Genomic DNA, 16,345 nt, shown 5'->3' with positions numbered 1-16,345 from the left:
CCAGCCATGGGCCAGTTTCAATTCTTGAACAATTTGCATTGACGATGACGGTATGCCGGGGGGTTCGCGGTGCGACGACAGTCGCGTCGGACGATCGAGATGAGATTCTAAAAGCAACGACCCAGTTGCTCGCCCTGATGATCCGTCTCAATCATATTGAGACGGCGGATATCGCCAGCGCGATCTTCACGGTCACGAAGGATTTGCAAAGCGAGTTCCCCGCCTTAGCGGCACGGCAATTGGGGTGGGCCGAAGTCCCCTTGTTGTGCAGCTACGAGGTCTCAGTGGAACGCTCGCTGCCCCGCTGCATCCGTATTCTATTGCACTGGAATACCGATCGGACGCAGACGGAAATCAATCACGTCTATATTCGTGACGCTGTCAAGCTGCGTCCAGACCTGACGCAAGTGCCAACGGTCGACTTTGAAGAACTCGAGGTGTGGATCCAAGAGCACTTGCGAGACGACTGTTGAAACTTCACTGGATCGCCTCCACATCGCTGAGCTTGGTCCGAATGGTGCAGTCCTGCGCTGCGGTCAACCATCCCGCCGCCCCCGTGCGGCGAGGCGGAGCCAGGTTTTCGCTGAAGGATCCCGAAGCGGGCAACGCCTTCGTGCGTGAGGCCCAGCGAATGACTGATCGCCTGATTTCCGCGACCGTTGACGAGAACCTGTTTTGGGAACGGTTGAGTGACGAGCTGGTCTCGGCGAGCAGCGATGCCCCGCTGACACCCGCCCTATGCGAAGTTGCCCTGCTGCGATCGGGACATTCGCAACTGCAATCCGAGCAAACCGCCGCAGCGGTCCATCGATCACTCGATAGTTGCCGCCGGTTGCTGGCCAGCGACCAGCCACGGTTGGCCGATCAACTGCGACTGCGTTATGCACCGCTGAAGCAAGCCTATGAAGCTTGCGGGCCCGGCCTCCTACGATCGATTGGCAATCAGATTTGGAACGGCGCCCCACCCAAAAACTGGTGGCCAAACCGCGTCAGTGTGCATGCGGTTCAGCCTCTCGAGGCAGGTGCGGCGGGGCGAAGTTCGTGCCAAGGATCCGTTTGGATCGAAGCCGTGTTGACGGATATCTCGCCGACGGTTCCAGAATGGTTGCGTTTGGTTTACCAATTGACACAAATGGCGATCGACTCGCACACGCGTACGCATGCGTCCGGCGGAGGTGATGCCAAACACCTCGGCGAGGGCAAATCACCCACCGAACTACCGTGGTCGCTCGGCGTCATCCCGCTCATCTTCGACCGTGCCGCTGACGCTGGGATGATTGCTGCGGAGAGTCTTCCGATTGCGACGGCGATGGACCTGGGTTGGGCCAGCGACGATCCCATCGCCATCCAATGGCCGACGCCGCATGGGACGACCGCAAGCGGGAACCGTGGCGACCTTGCGAACGTACTCGATCGCTGGTGGTGCGATGTCGGCCGCACCTCCCACGCGTTTCCGATCGCATTGAAAGACTTGTCCGCTCGGCTCGCTGAACTCACACACACAGGAACACGCTGATGGCTGCCTATCTGGCCATTCAGAATGGTCATGAAAAGGGGACGCAATATCCTCTCGACCGCGATCGTCCGATGCACATCGGCCGCGCCAATGGGTGTGACATCATGCTGTCTGACCCTAACAGCAGCCGATTCCACGCAGTTGTCTACTACGAAGATTACGCGTGGCACTTGCGGGACACCAACAGCCGCAACGGCACCCTGGTCAACGGACAACGAGTCGATGACGCGCGATTGATTGACCAAACACAAATTGTGATTGGCAAGACCGCTTTGTTGCTGATTTCAAACGACGACGAGTCGGGGTCGGGCGAAGACTTGTCGCAAACGGTCTTTCGAGACGTCGAGTGCTGGAAAGCTCGCGATGCGGAAATGGTTCGTGAAGCGAGGGATTTGATCGAGCAGCCACAACACTTGCTCGATCTTTATCAACTCAGTCTCGCGCTGATGCACGGTCAGAAACCGGATGACGTGATCGACACGACCCTCGAACTGCTGCTCGCCCGAACGGATTCCGATATAACGGGACTGGCGATTGACGGGGGGGACGGGCGTTGGAAGATGCGCCGGCAGTTCCCCAAAAAGAGCACCCCGGTGAAACTTGATCGAGCTCAATTGCGGCGGGTGACGAAGAGCGGCGAAGTTTACCTGAACGAGATCCCCGATCCTTCCGATAGCAAAGGCGGGGTCACGCAGCGACTATTGGTGCCCATCACAGCGGACGAACGCGTCCTCGGCGTGTTGATTTTCCATCGCAATTCGGCACCCTACGGTGACGCATTGATCGACTTGGCTCTCGGTGCGGCGGGATTACTCGCGATGGGGCTGGCGCAGTCGATATCCAACGAAAACCTGCGCGTCGAACATCAACGCATTGCCAATCGCAATGCGGATCAAGACGAATTGATTGGCGAGAGCACCCCGATGCGAAAGCTCAAGGAGCGGATCGAACGCGTGGGCCGGGCCAGCGGATCGGTGCTGATCCGCGGCGAGAGCGGATCGGGCAAGGAGCTCGTCGCCCGCGCCGTCCATCGCGCGGGTAACCGCAGCGACCGCCCGATGTTGACCGTAAACTGTGCCGCGATTCCTCGTGATCTGCTCGAAAGCCAACTGTTCGGTCACAAGCGGGGATCGTTCACCGGCGCCGATAGCGACCATGTCGGGCTGTTCGAGCAGGCCGACCAGGGGACGCTCTTCCTCGATGAAATCGGTGAGATGAGCATGGAGGGACAAGCGAAGCTGCTGCGGATTCTGGAAGGTCACCCCTTCCTACCGGTCGGTGCCAGTAAGCAGGTCCGGGTGGACGTGCGCGTGATCGCTGCGACCAACCGTGATCTCACCGAGTTCGTTCGCGATGGACGTTTTCGCGAGGACCTCTTCTATCGGCTCAGCGTGTTCGAGCTGCCGGTGCCGCCCCTGCGAGATCGCGGCGAAGACATCAATGTCTTGATCGACCATTTCCTCGTCCATTTCCTCCTGCAGCACGGTCGACCGCAACTGACGCTCTCGTCGACTGCCCGTGAACGCTTGCTGTCGTATGCTTGGCCGGGCAATGTCCGCCAGCTTCGCAACGTGATCGACAGCGCCGTCGTCATGGCCGATGAACCGGAGATTGTTGATGATGATCTGGGGTTGCGAGATGCCGGGCTCTCAAACATCGACACGCTGCGTATCGACGTCTGGGAAAAACGTTTAATCGAAAAAGCACTCAACCGCTCCAGCGGTGGTGTCCCCGAAGCCGCCAAACTGCTCGGCATCAGCCGCGCCACGGCGTATCGCAAGATCACCGAATACGACATCGAGCGCACGTGAGCCGCCGCCGGGCGATCCTGTCGGCTCCCGGTTCGCGGGGCGACGTCAATCCCATCGTGGCCATCGGCCGCCGTCTCGCCGCACGCGGTTACGAGTGTTTCGTTAGCGTCGCCGAACCGTACGCCGATGTCGTCCGCGATGCTGGACTGCACGCCCATGTGGTGATCGATAGTGAAACCTTTCACGCGGTTGCATCACACCGCGAATTTTGGCGTCCCTTCTCGGGTGCCCGCCGTGTGCTGACGGAAGTCGCTGAACAGTTTTTTCATCCGCACCTGCGGTTCCTCGATGAAATGGTCCAGCCGGGCCGCACCGTGCTGGTCGCCCATCCGCTCGATTTTGCCTCGCGGGTATACCGTGAAACAACGCCAGGTTGTCCGCTGTCGAGCATTCATCTGGCACCTGCGATGATGCGGCATCCTGAGACGCCGCCACGATTATTGCCCGACCACGGTTGGTTTCGGACCGCGATGCCCCCCGGCTGGCCGCGACTGAATCGACTCTCATACTGGATCGGTGACCGTTTCCTAATCGATCGTGCGATCAGTCCGGTGATCAACGAGGCGCGGCATCGGCGTGCGGGGCTACGCCCAACTTCGCGGCTGATGCAAGATTGGTGTCGGTCGCCAGACCAGATGCTGGGCTTGTACCCTGCTTGGTTTGCCCCGGAAATCGCCGATCGGTACGCCGGCCCCACCGCCAACACTGCGCCTTTGCAGTGCCTTGGATTCCCGCTCGATGACGGAATCGAACCGGTCTCGGCAGCCGAACTACCAACCGATCGCCCCGTGATCGTGACGACCGGTTCGGCACACCCCGGCGATGAACACTTTGTGCTCCAGGTCGCTCAGCAGTGCCAGTCCATGCTCGTCCCTGTCGTCTGGTGTTGCCCCACCAACCCCGGCGGGATTTCGCATCCTAACCTGCGCAGCGTCGGCTACGTGCCGCTCGGTCAATGGCTACCACACTGCCGCGCCATCATTCACCACGGTGGGATCGGGACCACCAGCCGTGCCATCCATGCGGGAGTCCCTCAACTGATTCGCCCGATGGCCTTCGATCAATTTGATAATGCGGCGAGGGTCGAGAGGTTTCACCTGGGCATGTATCTCCGCCGCGACCGCGACCTCCCCACGGCGCTCACCAAGCTGGTGACTCACGATCAGTTCGCCCCAGCCCCCGACGAGGCCACCATTCCGGCCGCGGAACGAGCTGCGGAGATGATCGATGGCCTTTTGAAATAGCCACGGAACTCACCCGCATCACCGTGCATTCTCAAGAATGTAGCTCGTCCGGACCAACGCTCAAAACCAGGTGGATCGCACGGCAGATCGTTCAGCGGGCGTGAGAACACGCAGGCTGCCGTTGCGGTGCCGACCGCTTGGGTTGGCGTATTCGATGCACCGAGTGCCCCCTGCGATATCGGCCTCCGCGTGGCTAGAATTATGGCATGAAACGATCACTACCGGACATTCCAAAGCGCGGGAAGCCGATCCCACCCGAGTTCTTCCGTTCGATCGCTAACTGCACCGTCGATTGGGAGAGTTGGCTGTCGTGCGAAGGTGAAATTTTGTGGGTGAACGACGCTGTGCAGCGGTTTACGGGCTACTCGCCCGCGGAGTGCTTGGCGATGGCAGACTACCCGTTGCCACTGGTCTCACCGGAGCACCGGGAACGGATCGCTCGCTACCTCGCAGAGGCGAGAGTCGGTAGCACGGAAAACAATATCGAGTTTGAGTCACTGCGCCGTGACGGATCGAAATGTTGGGTGGCGGGTTCCTGGCAACCGATGACGGATTCCGACGGGCGATCGCTAGGCTTTCGAGCCAGCGTGCGGGACGTTTCGGAGAAACGACACATGCGTGATCAGTTGCGGTTGCACAATGAGCATTTGGAGCAACTCGTGCAAGAACGCACCGCTCGCGTCGCCGAATTGGAACAACATCGTTTGAAGATGGAGAAGCTCGCGGCGCTGGGCGAACTCGCTGCGGGTGTGGCTCATGAGATCAACAATCCGTTGGCTGGCATCCGGAATGCGTTTGTATTGCTGAAGCGACATATCCCCGTTGATGTGAAGCACTATGACAAACTTGATTTAATCGATGGTGAGATCGAGCGGATTAGTGGTATCACGCATCAGATGTACCAACTCTACCGCCCCAGTCAGCAGCGCGCGTCGACGTTTTCGCTCCAGCAGACCGTTGAAGAAGTCATCGTGCTCGCGTTGCCAATGTCGCGAAACGCAAACGTGAAAGTGACCGCTTCATTCGTTTCATCCGCCGCCGCCAAAGGGCTTCGTTTCGACGAAGTGGTCTTGCGTGAGGGCGAACTGAGGCAGGTACTCTTGAACCTGATTCACAACGCCATTCAGGCCTCTGAAGCGGGTGATCGGGTCGAAGTCAGCGCCGAAGTGGATGCGAAGCACACCGTTTTAACAGTGACCGATTTCGGGCATGGCATTGCCAAAGAAGTTCTCGGCAAAATCTTTGACCCGTTCTTTAGCACCAAAATTGAAACCGTCGGCCAAGGCATGGGGCTGGGGTTGTCCGTCACGCGAGGAATCGTGGAGGCGATGAACGGGACCATCGATGTGACGAGCGAAGTGGGTGGATGCACCCAATTTATTGTCAGGCTGCCAAGACGATTGCGCGAAGAAGATTGCCGCTGATCGCGTCGATGATCAGCGGTTTTTTTGAATCAATCCCAAACGATGGATCGACGGAGTGATCCACAACAGGATCTCCACGCTACCTTGAATAGGATCACATGGAAACGAAACAGCGGATCTTAATTGCCGACGACGAGCCGCTTTACCGCGATACGACGGCGGATTTGTTACGTGAAGAGGGATACGAGTGCATCTGCGTCGAGAACGCCGACGATGCCATTCACCTGCTTCGCGAGCACTCCTTCGATCTGATCTTGTCCGACTTGAATATGCCCGGCAACTTAACACTCGAACTGCTCAAAGAGAGTCGCTCGAAGTACTCACATATCCCGATGATTGTCGTTACGGGGGTACCCTCGATCCCGACCGCCATCGAGAGCGTGCGACTGGGGATCGCAGACTACCTGCTCAAGCCCGTTAAGTTTGACGAGCTGCACATGGCCGTCCAGCGAGCACTCGCTCGTCCGGGCAGGTCGCCGCAACCGGAGCCCGAAATCATATCGGAACCGGGCCGGCAGGGCTCATTTCCGGAGATCATCGGCGATTGCCCAGCTATGTTGGAGTTGCTAGACATCGTCGAGCGTGTCGCCGCCAGCAACACGAACGTTTTGATTACGGGCGAAAGCGGCACGGGCAAAGAGGTGATTGCCGCTGCGATCCACAACCATGGTGCTCGCCGCAATCATCCGTTTCAGGTCATCGACTGCACAGCGATTCCCGACGCGCTGTTTGAGTCAGTGTTGTTCGGGCATGTCAAAGGATCCTTTACCGGAGCGATCAAGGACCAAACGGGATTGTTGCGTCATTGTGATGGTGGTACCGCCTTTTTTGACGAACTGGGCGAACTGCCCGCGGCGTCGCAGGCCAAACTGCTGCGGGCTGTCCAAGAGCAAACATTCACCCCCGTCGGTGAGAGCAAATCAGTGAAGGTCGACACGCGGTTCATCTGCGCGACCAACCGAGACCTACAAGCCGAGGTGGACGCGGGACGCTTTCGCAGGGACCTGTTCTATCGTCTCGCCGTGATCCCGATTGAACTGGCGCCGCTGCGCGACCGCGGTGACGACGTGGTTACGCTGGCTCACTATTTTCTCGGGCGACATCGTCCCAGCGGAGCGACGGTGAAGGAATTCTCCAATGAAGCAATCGAATGCTTCCGCACCTACCGCTGGCCTGGAAACATTCGCGAATTGCGAAACGTTATCGAACGAGCGATCACGCTTGCTCGCGGTGAAACAATCGAGGTTTCCGACTTGCCACCGCAGATGCGATCGCCCGAATCGGGCAGCGTCGACGTGTCCGTTCTCTCTGAAATTTCGCGTGACGTCGCACTCGACAATGCCGATCGCACCTACCTGACGGTGGTGCTTAAAAAACACAACGGTGTCATCGCCAGCGCCGCGCGACAAGCCGGTTTATCCCGCCAGGGAATGAACAAGCTCCTCAAACGCCATGGAATTGACGCGGACGATTTTCGCTGAGCCGATGCGCATCAGGTGACGCGTTTCGACGATGTCCAGTACAGCAGAACCATGCCCAGCACCCCGCTGACTGCCGAACCGACGAGGACGCCGATCTTGGCCGTGTTAGGCCCTTCGACACCAAATGCCAGCCCCTCAATGAACAACGCCATCGTAAACCCGATACCTGCCAAACAACTCCCGGCGATCAGCATCGACCAGGGCAGCCCGTCGGGAAGCCGAGCCCAACCGATACGAATTGCCACCCAGCTCAGTAGCACGATTCCCAATGGTTTGCCGACGACCAAACCCAGGATGACCGCAAACGCCACCGAATCGCTCAGGTGAGACAACTCGATCGGGACGCCCGCATTGGCCAGGGCGAACACCGGCATGATGAGGTAAGCACTCCAGGGATGCAGTGTCATTTCGAGGTACTCGAGCGGCGATACGGTCTCGCGAGTTATCTGCTGTAGCTCTTTCACGACCTCGGCACGGTGCTTTCGCTTGGCCCAGCGACCGTTCCCAAACTCCGCTGTTTTTCCGTGTAAGTATTCACGAAATCGTTCTGGCACCAACACCGACCTGGCCGGCGTCATCAGTCCCAAGATCACCCCCGTCAGCGTTGCGTGGATTCCTGATTCGTGCAGCGCAAACCATGCGACGGCGCCGACGGCAATGTACGGCGGAAAACGTCTCACGCCGAGTCGCGAGAACAATTGCACAACCCCAATGCTGACCGCTGCCAAGACGAGGAACTGCACGTCGAGCGATTCGGTGTATCCAACCGCAATCACCAGAATCGCACCGATGTCGTCGACGATTGCCAGCGACAAGAGTAGCACTCGCAAACTGTGCGGCACTCTCGGACCGAGCAGAGCCAAGCAGCCGACGACGAACGCAATGTCGGTCGCCATCGGGATTCCCCACCCGCGCATTCCCGGTTGCCCGTACTGGATCGCTAGGTACAAACCCGCCGGAACAACCATGCCCCCAATCGCCGCAGCGATCGGTAACGATGCTTGTTTCCAATTCGAAAGCGAGCCATGCACGATCTCGCGTTTGACTTCCAGTCCGATCACGAAGAAGAAAATCGCCATCAAGCCATCATTGATGACGTGATGCAGTGAATGATGGAATTGAAACGCGCCAAATCCGATCGTGATATCCGTTCGCCAGAGTTCCAGATAGCTCTCCGAGAACGGAGAATTGGCAGCCACCAATGCGAACACCGTGCAGATGACCAGCACGATCCCGCTGGTCGCTTCCACATGCAAAAACCTCGCTAGCGGTCGCAGCAACCGGTCGATCGGCTGGATCGGAAACGCGAAGTTCGTATCGTCTGGCAATGGATTTGATTCAGGCAATGGATTCTCATCAAGCAACGGATTTTCATCAGACAATAGAGTTCTCCTCAGGCACACGCATAGTTTATCCGACCGGATGCCCCCCATTGCGGGCGTGATGATTATGCCTGCCCTCACCGATAACGTTCAATCCAGATCTCGACGACGAACCGTCGAAAGGATTTCGCAGGTCGTCCTGGCCAGTGAACTTCACCGGACGTTTCGATTCCACGTCTTTCACCGAGCGGTATCGGATACCGCTAAAGTTGAACGAGAGCGCGAACGCCATGGTAAGCACTCCATTGATGAGGTTGGGGGGCACCTGAGAAGCTATGCAAAGCCGATGCCAACGGGCTCAACTGATTTCCTGAAGCTCGTCAGTGCCCTTCAAGGTGACTGGACCGCTCACATGCTGATCTTCATCGCCCAGGAAGGTAATCTTGCCCGATTTCACGTCGTACATCGCACCCACCACCTTCGCACGTCCATCGTCGACGGCTTTGCGAATAACGTCGCTCCGCGACAAGATTTGATCCGCTGTGTGTTGCACATTGGATTTCGCAACTTCGTCCACAAAAACCTCGAATTCCTCCGTCGTCAACTTCGTGAGATCTCGCGTGTGAATATCTGGCATGCTCGGTGCAATCTCGTCAACGATCGATTGCAGGTGCTGGCAACCCGTTGCTGACATCGCGTCAACGCCTTCGGAGGTCAACTTGACTGACGACGTGACTGCACCGCAGCGTGTATGCCCGAGGACGACCAGTAGTTTAACACCGGCAACGCCGACGGCATACTCAAGGCTGCCAAGCGACTTGGTCCCCACAACGTTTCCGGCCACACGCACGCTGAAAATTTCTCCGACGCCAAGGTCGAACACAAGCTCCGCGGGCACTCGCGAGTCGATGCAACTGAGCACCGCTGCCAACGGGTTTTGGCCGGCGGCAGTGGCATCAACCTGACGGCCGAGGTCACGGTTCAGCCGCGTACCGTCGACAAAGCGGCGATTGCCGGCCCGCAGAATCTCGCAGACCTGATCCGCGGTCATCCGATCCTGAAGTTCACGACTGGAAAAGTCCGCAAACTCAATCTGGTCCTGCAATTGATAACCAGCCCGAAACCCTTTTAAGCTAACGGCAATATTTCGCGCCGGAGCCACTTCGTCTTTGAAATCGCGGATCAAGCTCAACACATCCGGATCGATGTAATCCGAATCCGTCGCGTCGATCAACAGTTGGCTGCCGGGCTTCGCTTCGTTCAGGGCGCGGTCAATCGCGGCGCGATTCAAGAAGCTGACTTGATTGGCCAACTCGACGCGGGTCAAATCTCCGCCCAAATGCGTTTCCAGAATTCTACGAATCGGTCGACGCAGGTTACTGTTCAAGATAAACACCACGCTGATCGCCAATCCGATCATGATCCCGACCAGCAAATCGGTCATCACGATCGCGACAACCGTGATGATAAAGGGCAGGAATTGGTAGCGGCCCTCGTCCCACATTTGCTTGAACAGCTTCGGACTCGCCAACTTGAAACCCGTAACGAGCAGGATTGCCGCCAGGGCCGACAGGGGAATCCGGTTCATGATCTGAGGCAACATCGCGATGCTCAACAGAATCAAGGCACCATGAAAGATCGCCGCCATCTTTGTCTTCGCACCGGCTCCAACATTGACACTACCACGAACGACCACCGAGGTGACCGGCAAACCACCAATCATCCCGCAGACCAAGTTTCCGCAGCCTTGTGCCACCAACTCACGGCTTGCCGGCGAATTGCGTTTGGCGGGGTCCAACTTGTCGACGGCCTCCAAGTTCAGCAGCGTTTCAAGGGATGCCACGATCGCGATCGTGAATGCTGCAATGTAGATCGCGGGATTGACCACCTGTGAAAAATCAGGAAGCCGCAGAAAACCAATGAACTCCGAAACACTGCTGGCGACCGGAATCTGTACCAAATGGCTGCCGCCGATTGCCCAGTCTGGCCCCATACCGCCGAAGAGCATACTCATGCCGACGCCAAGCACGACAACCAACAGCGGCGCCGGGACAAGTGATTTCTTCAGAACCGCGAAACGATCCCAGGCGAGCAAAAGGGCGACTGAAAGCAAACCAATTACCGTCGCGCCGAGGTGGATATTGCCAGCGACAAGCGACCACAGCTCAGAGAACGTCGTCTCCTGATTGGGCTGGATGAAAGACATATCACCTTCCGGGTCCGCATCGTGGCCGAAAATATGCGGAATTTGTTTCATGATCAAGATGATTCCGATCGCAACCAGCAGCCCTTTGATGACGCTCGACGGGAAGAACGCCGAAAGAGCACCGCCGCGAGCGATCCCAAACCCAATTTGAATGAAACCCGCAATCACAACGGCCAACAGAAACGCTTCAAAGGAGCCAAGCATCGCGATCTGGGCGGCGACAATCGCGGTCAAGCCCGCTGCCGGGCCGCTGACACTGGTGTGCGAACCGCTGATCGCGGCGACAACCAACCCGCCCACGACCCCGGAGATCAAACCCGAAAACAGGTCTGCCCCAGAGGCTAACGCGATGCCTAAGCAGAGCGGTAACGCTACCAGGAAAACGACGAGCCCCGCTACGAGATCGCGAAAAATAGTTGATGTTGAAAACATGGAAGTTTGTTGAGGCATTGATGGTCCATCGGTGTCAGGAAAGTCGGAAGTGGTAGCGCCATCGAGCTGCGACGTAGTGCGCAACAGCGAACGGCGTGCTGGGGGCGTGACTCAATCGGTCAGTCAATCAGTCCTCTCGGCGCAAGAGCAGAGCGAAGTCCAAACGCACTCACGCCCAGCCAATATCGAGACATTACGCAATCGCGTGATGGAACCTGAGGGCGCGCACGAACGCCGGTACAAAAGGTGAACGCAGTCGGGCTAGATCCCGTGCTTCATCAAAAAGACGGCGGAAAATCGCTACATCGCCCCGGCTCATGACTTAGCGTCATGACTCGGTTTCAAGAGGAAAACCGAGCGCTGCCTAACAGCGAATAGGCGCAAGAAAACCGTTGGCAAGTCGATGCCCGACAACCGGCAGACGATGGGTGCTCAGGGCCGAAAATTTGAAATGCGGATCCAGCACCGCAACCGTCGGCGGAGCAAGTGTGTTCAGCCTGCGGAAACGAACGCGTCTGGCCGCGGAACTGGGCAATATTTCCTGCAACCCTTGAGTTTTCGTTTCAACTTCAACTTCGCTGCCAATCGTGCCGCGTGCTGCCGTTGTCGTGATCCCCATGCTGGCTAACGAAAAAAACGTAAGCATGATGATGCAAATCATCTTGTTTCGTTTTAAAGATCGCGTGACTTCCAACATTGAATTCACTTAGGCGGACACCGGTCGAAGATGACAAAGAGAAGGCGGCAACACTACCGAAACCTGATAGAATTTTAACGCTCACCGGCATTTGAGCAAGGGCGAAAGCCAGTGCTCAGCAACGGATACTCGTATATTTCTGGGCCGTTTCCACCGCCAAATAGCGTCACCCTGAGTTGACGCAGGAAACACAGATTGACGTTTCGGCGTTCCAATCGCCGCGTGAGACAGCTCGAAACCCCGTGATTTCGGCGATTCGCGGCCAACATGATCTCCTGGCACAGTCGTTGCGTTGCAATACTCACAACATAACGCAACTCTCTGTTTCCCACTCAAAGGAGTTCCAGCCATGTTGATGCGAAACCCGGAACACCAAGTCGCAAGCGCGCTCGAAGTTGAGCACAGTGTCGATCAACCAAACGTTGTGCACACGTCTCGGGAGATGTTGCTTGGTCAGATTATTTTGATCCTGCTGTTTGCTCTCGCCATTCTACTGCGCACAATCGTTTAGGAACGAGCGGTGAATTACTGTCTGAAATTGTGGTCGAACGCTCCGCGGTCGACCGTTCCGACCGCGGAGCGTTCGGCCACTTATTTTCCGCTCGTTCCCTAGCGGTTGGTGAACCGATCGATCGCAGAACCAGTAGATCTCGCTGTCGAGCGAATGGGGTTGGGTGATGCGATGGTCGGGCGCCGTGAGGCGACTCTCGACTGCGCCCCCTTCTCGGCTCGCCCATCGAGGTTCTGCCAAAAACGTCCCGAAGTCAAATTTCGGATCTTTATCGAGATCCACTCACAAACCAATATCAATCATGACATCACGAATCTTCGCCGTAACTCGAACCGATCTTCAGCGTCTACAAACATTGCTCGACAGCAACGTTGTCGAAACGATCGGGACCGATCGTGCGCACTTGATCAAACTGAGCAGCAAGCTGGAGCAGGCCACTGTTGTCGATTCCCGCGAAATGCTGCCTGACATCGTGACCATGAATTCGACGGTGAAACTGTTCGATTTAGATCGCAATGAGGCGGACACCTTCACGTTGGTGTACCCCGACGAAGCGTGCATTGCCGAAGGGAAACTCTCCATTCTGTCGCCGCTGGGTACCGAGGTATTCGGACGCCGCGTCGGTGAAAGCCTGACGCTGCATGTCTTAAATCACGAGACTCGAAAGCGAGTCGAAAACCTGTCGTTTCAGCCCGAGCGATCCGGGGTATTCGGGCTGTAGGACTCCGGCGTCCGCCACATGATGGCGGACGGCTGCCGGTGCTATTGGCCCCCACAGGATTGAGCAGGTCGTTGGTCCGGGGCGCGACCGCAACGCATAACCTGTCGGCCCGAAAAAGGCCGATCAGGTGCGTGCGAACGCGGATCGCAATGTCGACGACTCGAACGCCGCTGGGGCCTCACCACTGGCACCATACATGTAGACAGCCGCTTGGATAATCGCCGAGAGAGCGCTTGAAATCAGGGAGACGAGGAGCAGTCCGATCGCCCCCAGAACCATCAACATGACACCCAGTGCGGCCATCTCGTTTCCCATCGCAAACACGCCGGCAACAATGACGGCGACGCAGGGCAGCATCGCGAGAAAGCTAAAGAAGCCGATGCTGCTGTTCCCAGCAAGTGCCTCACCCCATGAGCTCTTCAAGATTTGTGTCGAACGCTTGACCGCGTCAATTGGGCCGACTCGCTCGATGACGAGCACGGGCACGACAAAGAACGTGATCGCGGACCAGCCCATGCCCAGCAGTCCGACAACAAACTGGCCTATCCGCTCGCTACGACTTTCGATGAAACGCAATGCGATCCCAACGGTGGCGCTGACCAGCGCCCAACCAGCGATTTGAGGCAAGCGTGCCATCGACGCCGAGAGCCCTTCGCCAATCGTCGCTCGCTCTCCATGAAATCGCTTCACCGCGCAGGCGATCAGGGCGCTATTGAAAAATACGATCACGAAGTAGTTGGCAAAGTAAAACAGGAACAAACCGATCCAGTAAATCGGATTATTCTGGGGACTCACTGCATCACCGTCCGCGCCCGCCGCTGGCTCTCCACCGGACTGGGCGATCTGCTCGAATTCTCCGGTGAGGACCAGCGGCACTGCAAAGCTCGCCAAGACGAACAAGCAGCAGATCCCCGATAACAGCGGAAACAGCAACAGATGCTTGTCGGTCTTGAGTACGCCCCAACTCTGCTTGGCTAAGTGAAAACCGGTTGCGAAACGCTGAAACATGGCTCGGAAGTCCAAAAAGGGCAGTGACTGACACAGCCCGAGTAGCATGCTGCTCGACCGGGCAAGGGCAATCGTACCCCTCGGGTTGGCAAGCTGCAACTTGCTGGGGTTACCGCAGATTTCGCCATGGCCGCCCGTTCCCATGAAATCGCTCGCTCAGCCTGCGACGCGCCCCAAAAAACCGAAGACGGATCCCCGCGGTCCAATCGTCCAAAGAAACGTGAGGCTGGGTGCACGGAAAATAGGGTGTGCGTTGCCCTCAAAGCATACCGCCGCGCCCCCCGATCGCTGAGAACCAATGCCTAAAAGGAATCGTTGACGAGCGGCTCATTCCCACTCAGATGCAACCCTACGGCGAAACACAGGACACCCTCGAACGCTAATCAACCAACAGATCGTTCGCCCATTGCATTGGCAGTCGATTCAGTGCGTCGGTGAGAGTGGTCGACCACCAAGCCGTCGTCGTCGCTAAGTCAGCTTCGTTATATCGCCGGAATCTCGGTACGGTTGCTTGGTTCGAAAGCACGGCAATATCAATCGGATAATCGACGTCGGTGACGCTGGTTCGAGTCGCGTCGAAGGCGAGCAAAGCCAAACTGATCGCCGATCGCAGCGGGGTCTCGTACGTCAAGAGCCGGTCGAGGATGGGCTTGCCGTAATAGGTTCGTCCGATCACGAAGTAGGGAGCGTCCTCGGCCGCTTCGATCCAGTTTCCTTCCGGGTAAACGTAGAACAGCTGTGGAGCGACGTCGCCGAACAATCGGCCGCCAATGATTGCATGCGAATTGAATTTGTGGTTGGTCGATTGGAGTGCCTCTCCGTCTTCGGCTTTGACGCGTCGGAGTTGTTCGCCGAACCGATTGACGAGTTGGTAGAGACGCTGAACATCACCGGAGTCGGCACGGAGCGATTCGTCCAGGTAGGTAATCGCTTTGTCGCGGACCGAACGCAGGCCACTGGTCATCGTGAACAGGCTTTGCCCATTGTGCTGGAACTCGGCGAGTTTCTGCTTGTTGGATTGCTCACTGCCACGAACGATTCGCGTGTCTGCGAGCGCCACGATCCCCTCGCGGACTTTGATGCCGATGCAGAATGTCATGCGGAGCTGACCGCCGTTTCAACGTTGGCTGGGTCGAGCAGCTCGTCATCGGGTTGTTGTTCCTGCGCCCAAACTTCCATCTCGACATTCGTCGCACGACCACGGATGGTACTGAACGCCACGTCGGCGGCGTCACGCCCCGTTCCGATACGTACGAAGCCGCCGACGGGGGCGAGTCGTGTGGCGTCGAATAAAAACCAACGACCATCCAGATACGCCTCAAAGCAACCGTGAAAGTCGGGCGGGTTCAGGTTGACGGCATATCCCGCGACGTAGCGAGCAGGAATGCCCATGGCTCGGCAGAGGCTAATCCCGACATGTGCAAAGTCACGGCACACGCCACTTTTTTGGTTGAGTACGTCGAGGGCAGTCGTTGTGGGACCGGTGCTGCCAGGCGTGTAGGACAATTCGCGGTACGTCCAATTGCAGATCGCCGTCACACGTGAGTAACCGGGCAGCAGGGTCCCGAAGTGATCCATCGCAAAGTCGAGCAGCTCGTCCGATTCGCAGTACCGGCTCGGATTGAGGTATGTCAACGCATCCGCGGACAACCGCTCATAGGGCGTCTCCCCCACAGCCGTCGCGTCCACTTGATCGACGTCCAAGTTGACCGTCGCGTCGTACCGAATCGTGAGATCCCCCGTCGGAACGGACAGCCGAACCAAACGGTTGCCAAGCGGACTGACTGTACATTCTTCGATCCTATGGAACGGCTCAACAAGGAACGATTCCTGAACGATCGGCTGATGCTCATTTTGAGCGACCGAAATGTTAAACAGGAAGGTTGTTGGCGCCTCGACTTGATAGACGATTCTGCTTCCGACTTGGATTTGATTCATGATTAATGGTGCACTTGCTTGGATTTAGGTTGTG

General features: G+C 57.5%; 14 protein-coding genes. 8 read left to right on the top strand and 6 right to left on the bottom strand.

Translation table 11 applies throughout. The annotated features are described in order from the left end of the window. Nucleotides 1–44: 44 nt before the first annotated feature. The 6 genes from aroH to SH410x_RS17600 all read left to right on the top strand — a co-directional run bounded on the left by aroH (nucleotide 45) and on the right by SH410x_RS17600 (nucleotide 7,476). On the top strand, nucleotides 45–473 hold the full coding sequence (gene aroH / locus SH410x_RS17625) for a chorismate mutase (protein ID WP_473677334.1): 429 nt from the start codon (nucleotides 45–47) through the stop codon (nucleotides 471–473). Then, nucleotides 470–1,516 carry a hypothetical protein gene (locus tag SH410x_RS17620; RefSeq protein ID WP_473669400.1) on the top strand — a complete coding sequence of 349 codons (1,047 nt, stop codon included), beginning with the start codon at nucleotides 470–472 and terminating at the stop codon, nucleotides 1,514–1,516. The genes aroH and SH410x_RS17620 overlap by 4 nt, the downstream gene beginning before the upstream one ends. Next, complete coding sequence (locus tag SH410x_RS17615; protein WP_473669398.1) at nucleotides 1,516–3,327, top strand: sigma 54-interacting transcriptional regulator; 1,812 nt, start codon at nucleotides 1,516–1,518, stop codon at nucleotides 3,325–3,327. Before SH410x_RS17620 ends, SH410x_RS17615 begins: the two co-directional genes overlap by 1 nt. Then, nucleotides 3,324–4,571 (top strand): nucleotide disphospho-sugar-binding domain-containing protein, encoded by a 1,248-nt coding sequence (locus SH410x_RS17610; RefSeq protein ID WP_473669396.1) that lies wholly within the window; start codon nucleotides 3,324–3,326, stop codon nucleotides 4,569–4,571. Before SH410x_RS17615 ends, SH410x_RS17610 begins: the two co-directional genes overlap by 4 nt. 206 nt (nucleotides 4,572–4,777) lie before the next feature. After that, the gene (locus tag SH410x_RS17605; RefSeq protein ID WP_473669394.1) at nucleotides 4,778–5,995 is read left to right on the top strand and encodes a PAS domain-containing sensor histidine kinase; all 1,218 of its coding nucleotides are present in this window, start codon (nucleotides 4,778–4,780) and stop codon (nucleotides 5,993–5,995) included. A 98-nt stretch (nucleotides 5,996–6,093) separates the two neighbouring features. After that, entirely contained in the window at nucleotides 6,094–7,476 is a 1,383-nt protein-coding gene (locus tag SH410x_RS17600; RefSeq protein ID WP_473669392.1) for a sigma-54-dependent transcriptional regulator, read from the top strand. An 11-nt stretch (nucleotides 7,477–7,487) separates the two neighbouring features. On the opposite strand, the gene nhaA is transcribed toward SH410x_RS17600, so the two are convergent. The 3 genes from nhaA to SH410x_RS17585 form a co-directional block, all read right to left on the bottom strand. Beyond that, nucleotides 7,488–8,753: a Na+/H+ antiporter NhaA gene (gene nhaA / locus SH410x_RS17595; protein WP_473677333.1), complete on the bottom strand. Its 1,266-nt coding sequence runs from the start codon at nucleotides 8,751–8,753 to the stop codon at nucleotides 7,488–7,490. A 403-nt stretch (nucleotides 8,754–9,156) separates the two neighbouring features. Beyond that, complete coding sequence (locus tag SH410x_RS17590) at nucleotides 9,157–11,454, bottom strand: SulP family inorganic anion transporter (RefSeq protein ID WP_473669390.1); 2,298 nt, start codon at nucleotides 11,452–11,454, stop codon at nucleotides 9,157–9,159. Nucleotides 11,455–11,800: 346 nt separating this feature from the next. After that, complete coding sequence (locus tag SH410x_RS17585) at nucleotides 11,801–12,082, bottom strand: hypothetical protein (RefSeq protein WP_473669388.1); 282 nt, start codon at nucleotides 12,080–12,082, stop codon at nucleotides 11,801–11,803. A gap of 400 nt (nucleotides 12,083–12,482) precedes the next feature. Here SH410x_RS17585 and SH410x_RS17580 point away from each other — a divergent pair, with 400 nt between their 5' ends. Both SH410x_RS17580 and SH410x_RS17575 read left to right on the top strand, forming a co-directional pair. Next, a complete protein-coding gene (locus SH410x_RS17580; RefSeq protein WP_473669386.1) occupies nucleotides 12,483–12,644 on the top strand; it encodes a hypothetical protein in 162 nt (53 codons plus the stop codon). Between the two features lie 301 nt (nucleotides 12,645–12,945). Further along, complete coding sequence (locus tag SH410x_RS17575) at nucleotides 12,946–13,365, top strand: GreA/GreB family elongation factor (protein WP_473669384.1); 420 nt, start codon at nucleotides 12,946–12,948, stop codon at nucleotides 13,363–13,365. 123 nt (nucleotides 13,366–13,488) lie between these two features. Here the strand turns inward: SH410x_RS17575 and SH410x_RS17570 are convergent, their stop codons facing one another. From SH410x_RS17570 to SH410x_RS17560, 3 genes are all read right to left on the bottom strand, one after another. Next, the gene (locus tag SH410x_RS17570) at nucleotides 13,489–14,373 is read right to left on the bottom strand and encodes a DUF6159 family protein (RefSeq protein WP_473669382.1); all 885 of its coding nucleotides are present in this window, start codon (nucleotides 14,371–14,373) and stop codon (nucleotides 13,489–13,491) included. A 379-nt stretch (nucleotides 14,374–14,752) separates the two neighbouring features. Beyond that, the gene (locus SH410x_RS17565) at nucleotides 14,753–15,472 is read right to left on the bottom strand and encodes a proteasome-type protease (protein ID WP_473669380.1); all 720 of its coding nucleotides are present in this window, start codon (nucleotides 15,470–15,472) and stop codon (nucleotides 14,753–14,755) included. After that, complete coding sequence (locus SH410x_RS17560) at nucleotides 15,469–16,311, bottom strand: transglutaminase-like domain-containing protein (protein WP_473669378.1); 843 nt, start codon at nucleotides 16,309–16,311, stop codon at nucleotides 15,469–15,471. The genes SH410x_RS17565 and SH410x_RS17560 overlap by 4 nt, the downstream gene beginning before the upstream one ends. Between the last annotated feature and the right edge of the window lie 34 nt (nucleotides 16,312–16,345).

Source organism: Rhodopirellula sp. SH410 (assembly GCF_055811895.1).
The sequence above is the reverse complement of the archived record's forward strand: the minus strand, read 5'-3'. Positions and strand labels throughout refer to the sequence as shown.

What these genes read in the sequence shown, in the direction of transcription:
- aroH (WP_473677334.1), top strand. Translation starts at nt 45, where the DNA reads ATGACGGTATGCCGGGGGGTTCGCGGTGCGACGACAGTCGCGTCGGAC.
- SH410x_RS17600 (WP_473669392.1), top strand. Translation starts at nt 6,094, where the DNA reads ATGGAAACGAAACAGCGGATCTTAATTGCCGACGACGAGCCGCTTTAC.
- SH410x_RS17580 (WP_473669386.1), top strand. Translation starts at nt 12,483, where the DNA reads ATGTTGATGCGAAACCCGGAACACCAAGTCGCAAGCGCGCTCGAAGTT.
- SH410x_RS17570 (WP_473669382.1), bottom strand. Translation starts at nt 14,373, where the DNA reads ATGTTTCAGCGTTTCGCAACCGGTTTTCACTTAGCCAAGCAGAGTTGG.
- SH410x_RS17585 (WP_473669388.1), bottom strand. Translation starts at nt 12,082, where the DNA reads ATGCTTACGTTTTTTTCGTTAGCCAGCATGGGGATCACGACAACGGCA.
- SH410x_RS17565 (WP_473669380.1), bottom strand. Translation starts at nt 15,472, where the DNA reads ATGACATTCTGCATCGGCATCAAAGTCCGCGAGGGGATCGTGGCGCTC.
- SH410x_RS17575 (WP_473669384.1), top strand. Translation starts at nt 12,946, where the DNA reads ATGACATCACGAATCTTCGCCGTAACTCGAACCGATCTTCAGCGTCTA.
- SH410x_RS17605 (WP_473669394.1), top strand. Translation starts at nt 4,778, where the DNA reads ATGAAACGATCACTACCGGACATTCCAAAGCGCGGGAAGCCGATCCCA.
- SH410x_RS17590 (WP_473669390.1), bottom strand. Translation starts at nt 11,454, where the DNA reads ATGCCTCAACAAACTTCCATGTTTTCAACATCAACTATTTTTCGCGAT.
- SH410x_RS17615 (WP_473669398.1), top strand. Translation starts at nt 1,516, where the DNA reads ATGGCTGCCTATCTGGCCATTCAGAATGGTCATGAAAAGGGGACGCAA.
- SH410x_RS17560 (WP_473669378.1), bottom strand. Translation starts at nt 16,311, where the DNA reads ATGAATCAAATCCAAGTCGGAAGCAGAATCGTCTATCAAGTCGAGGCG.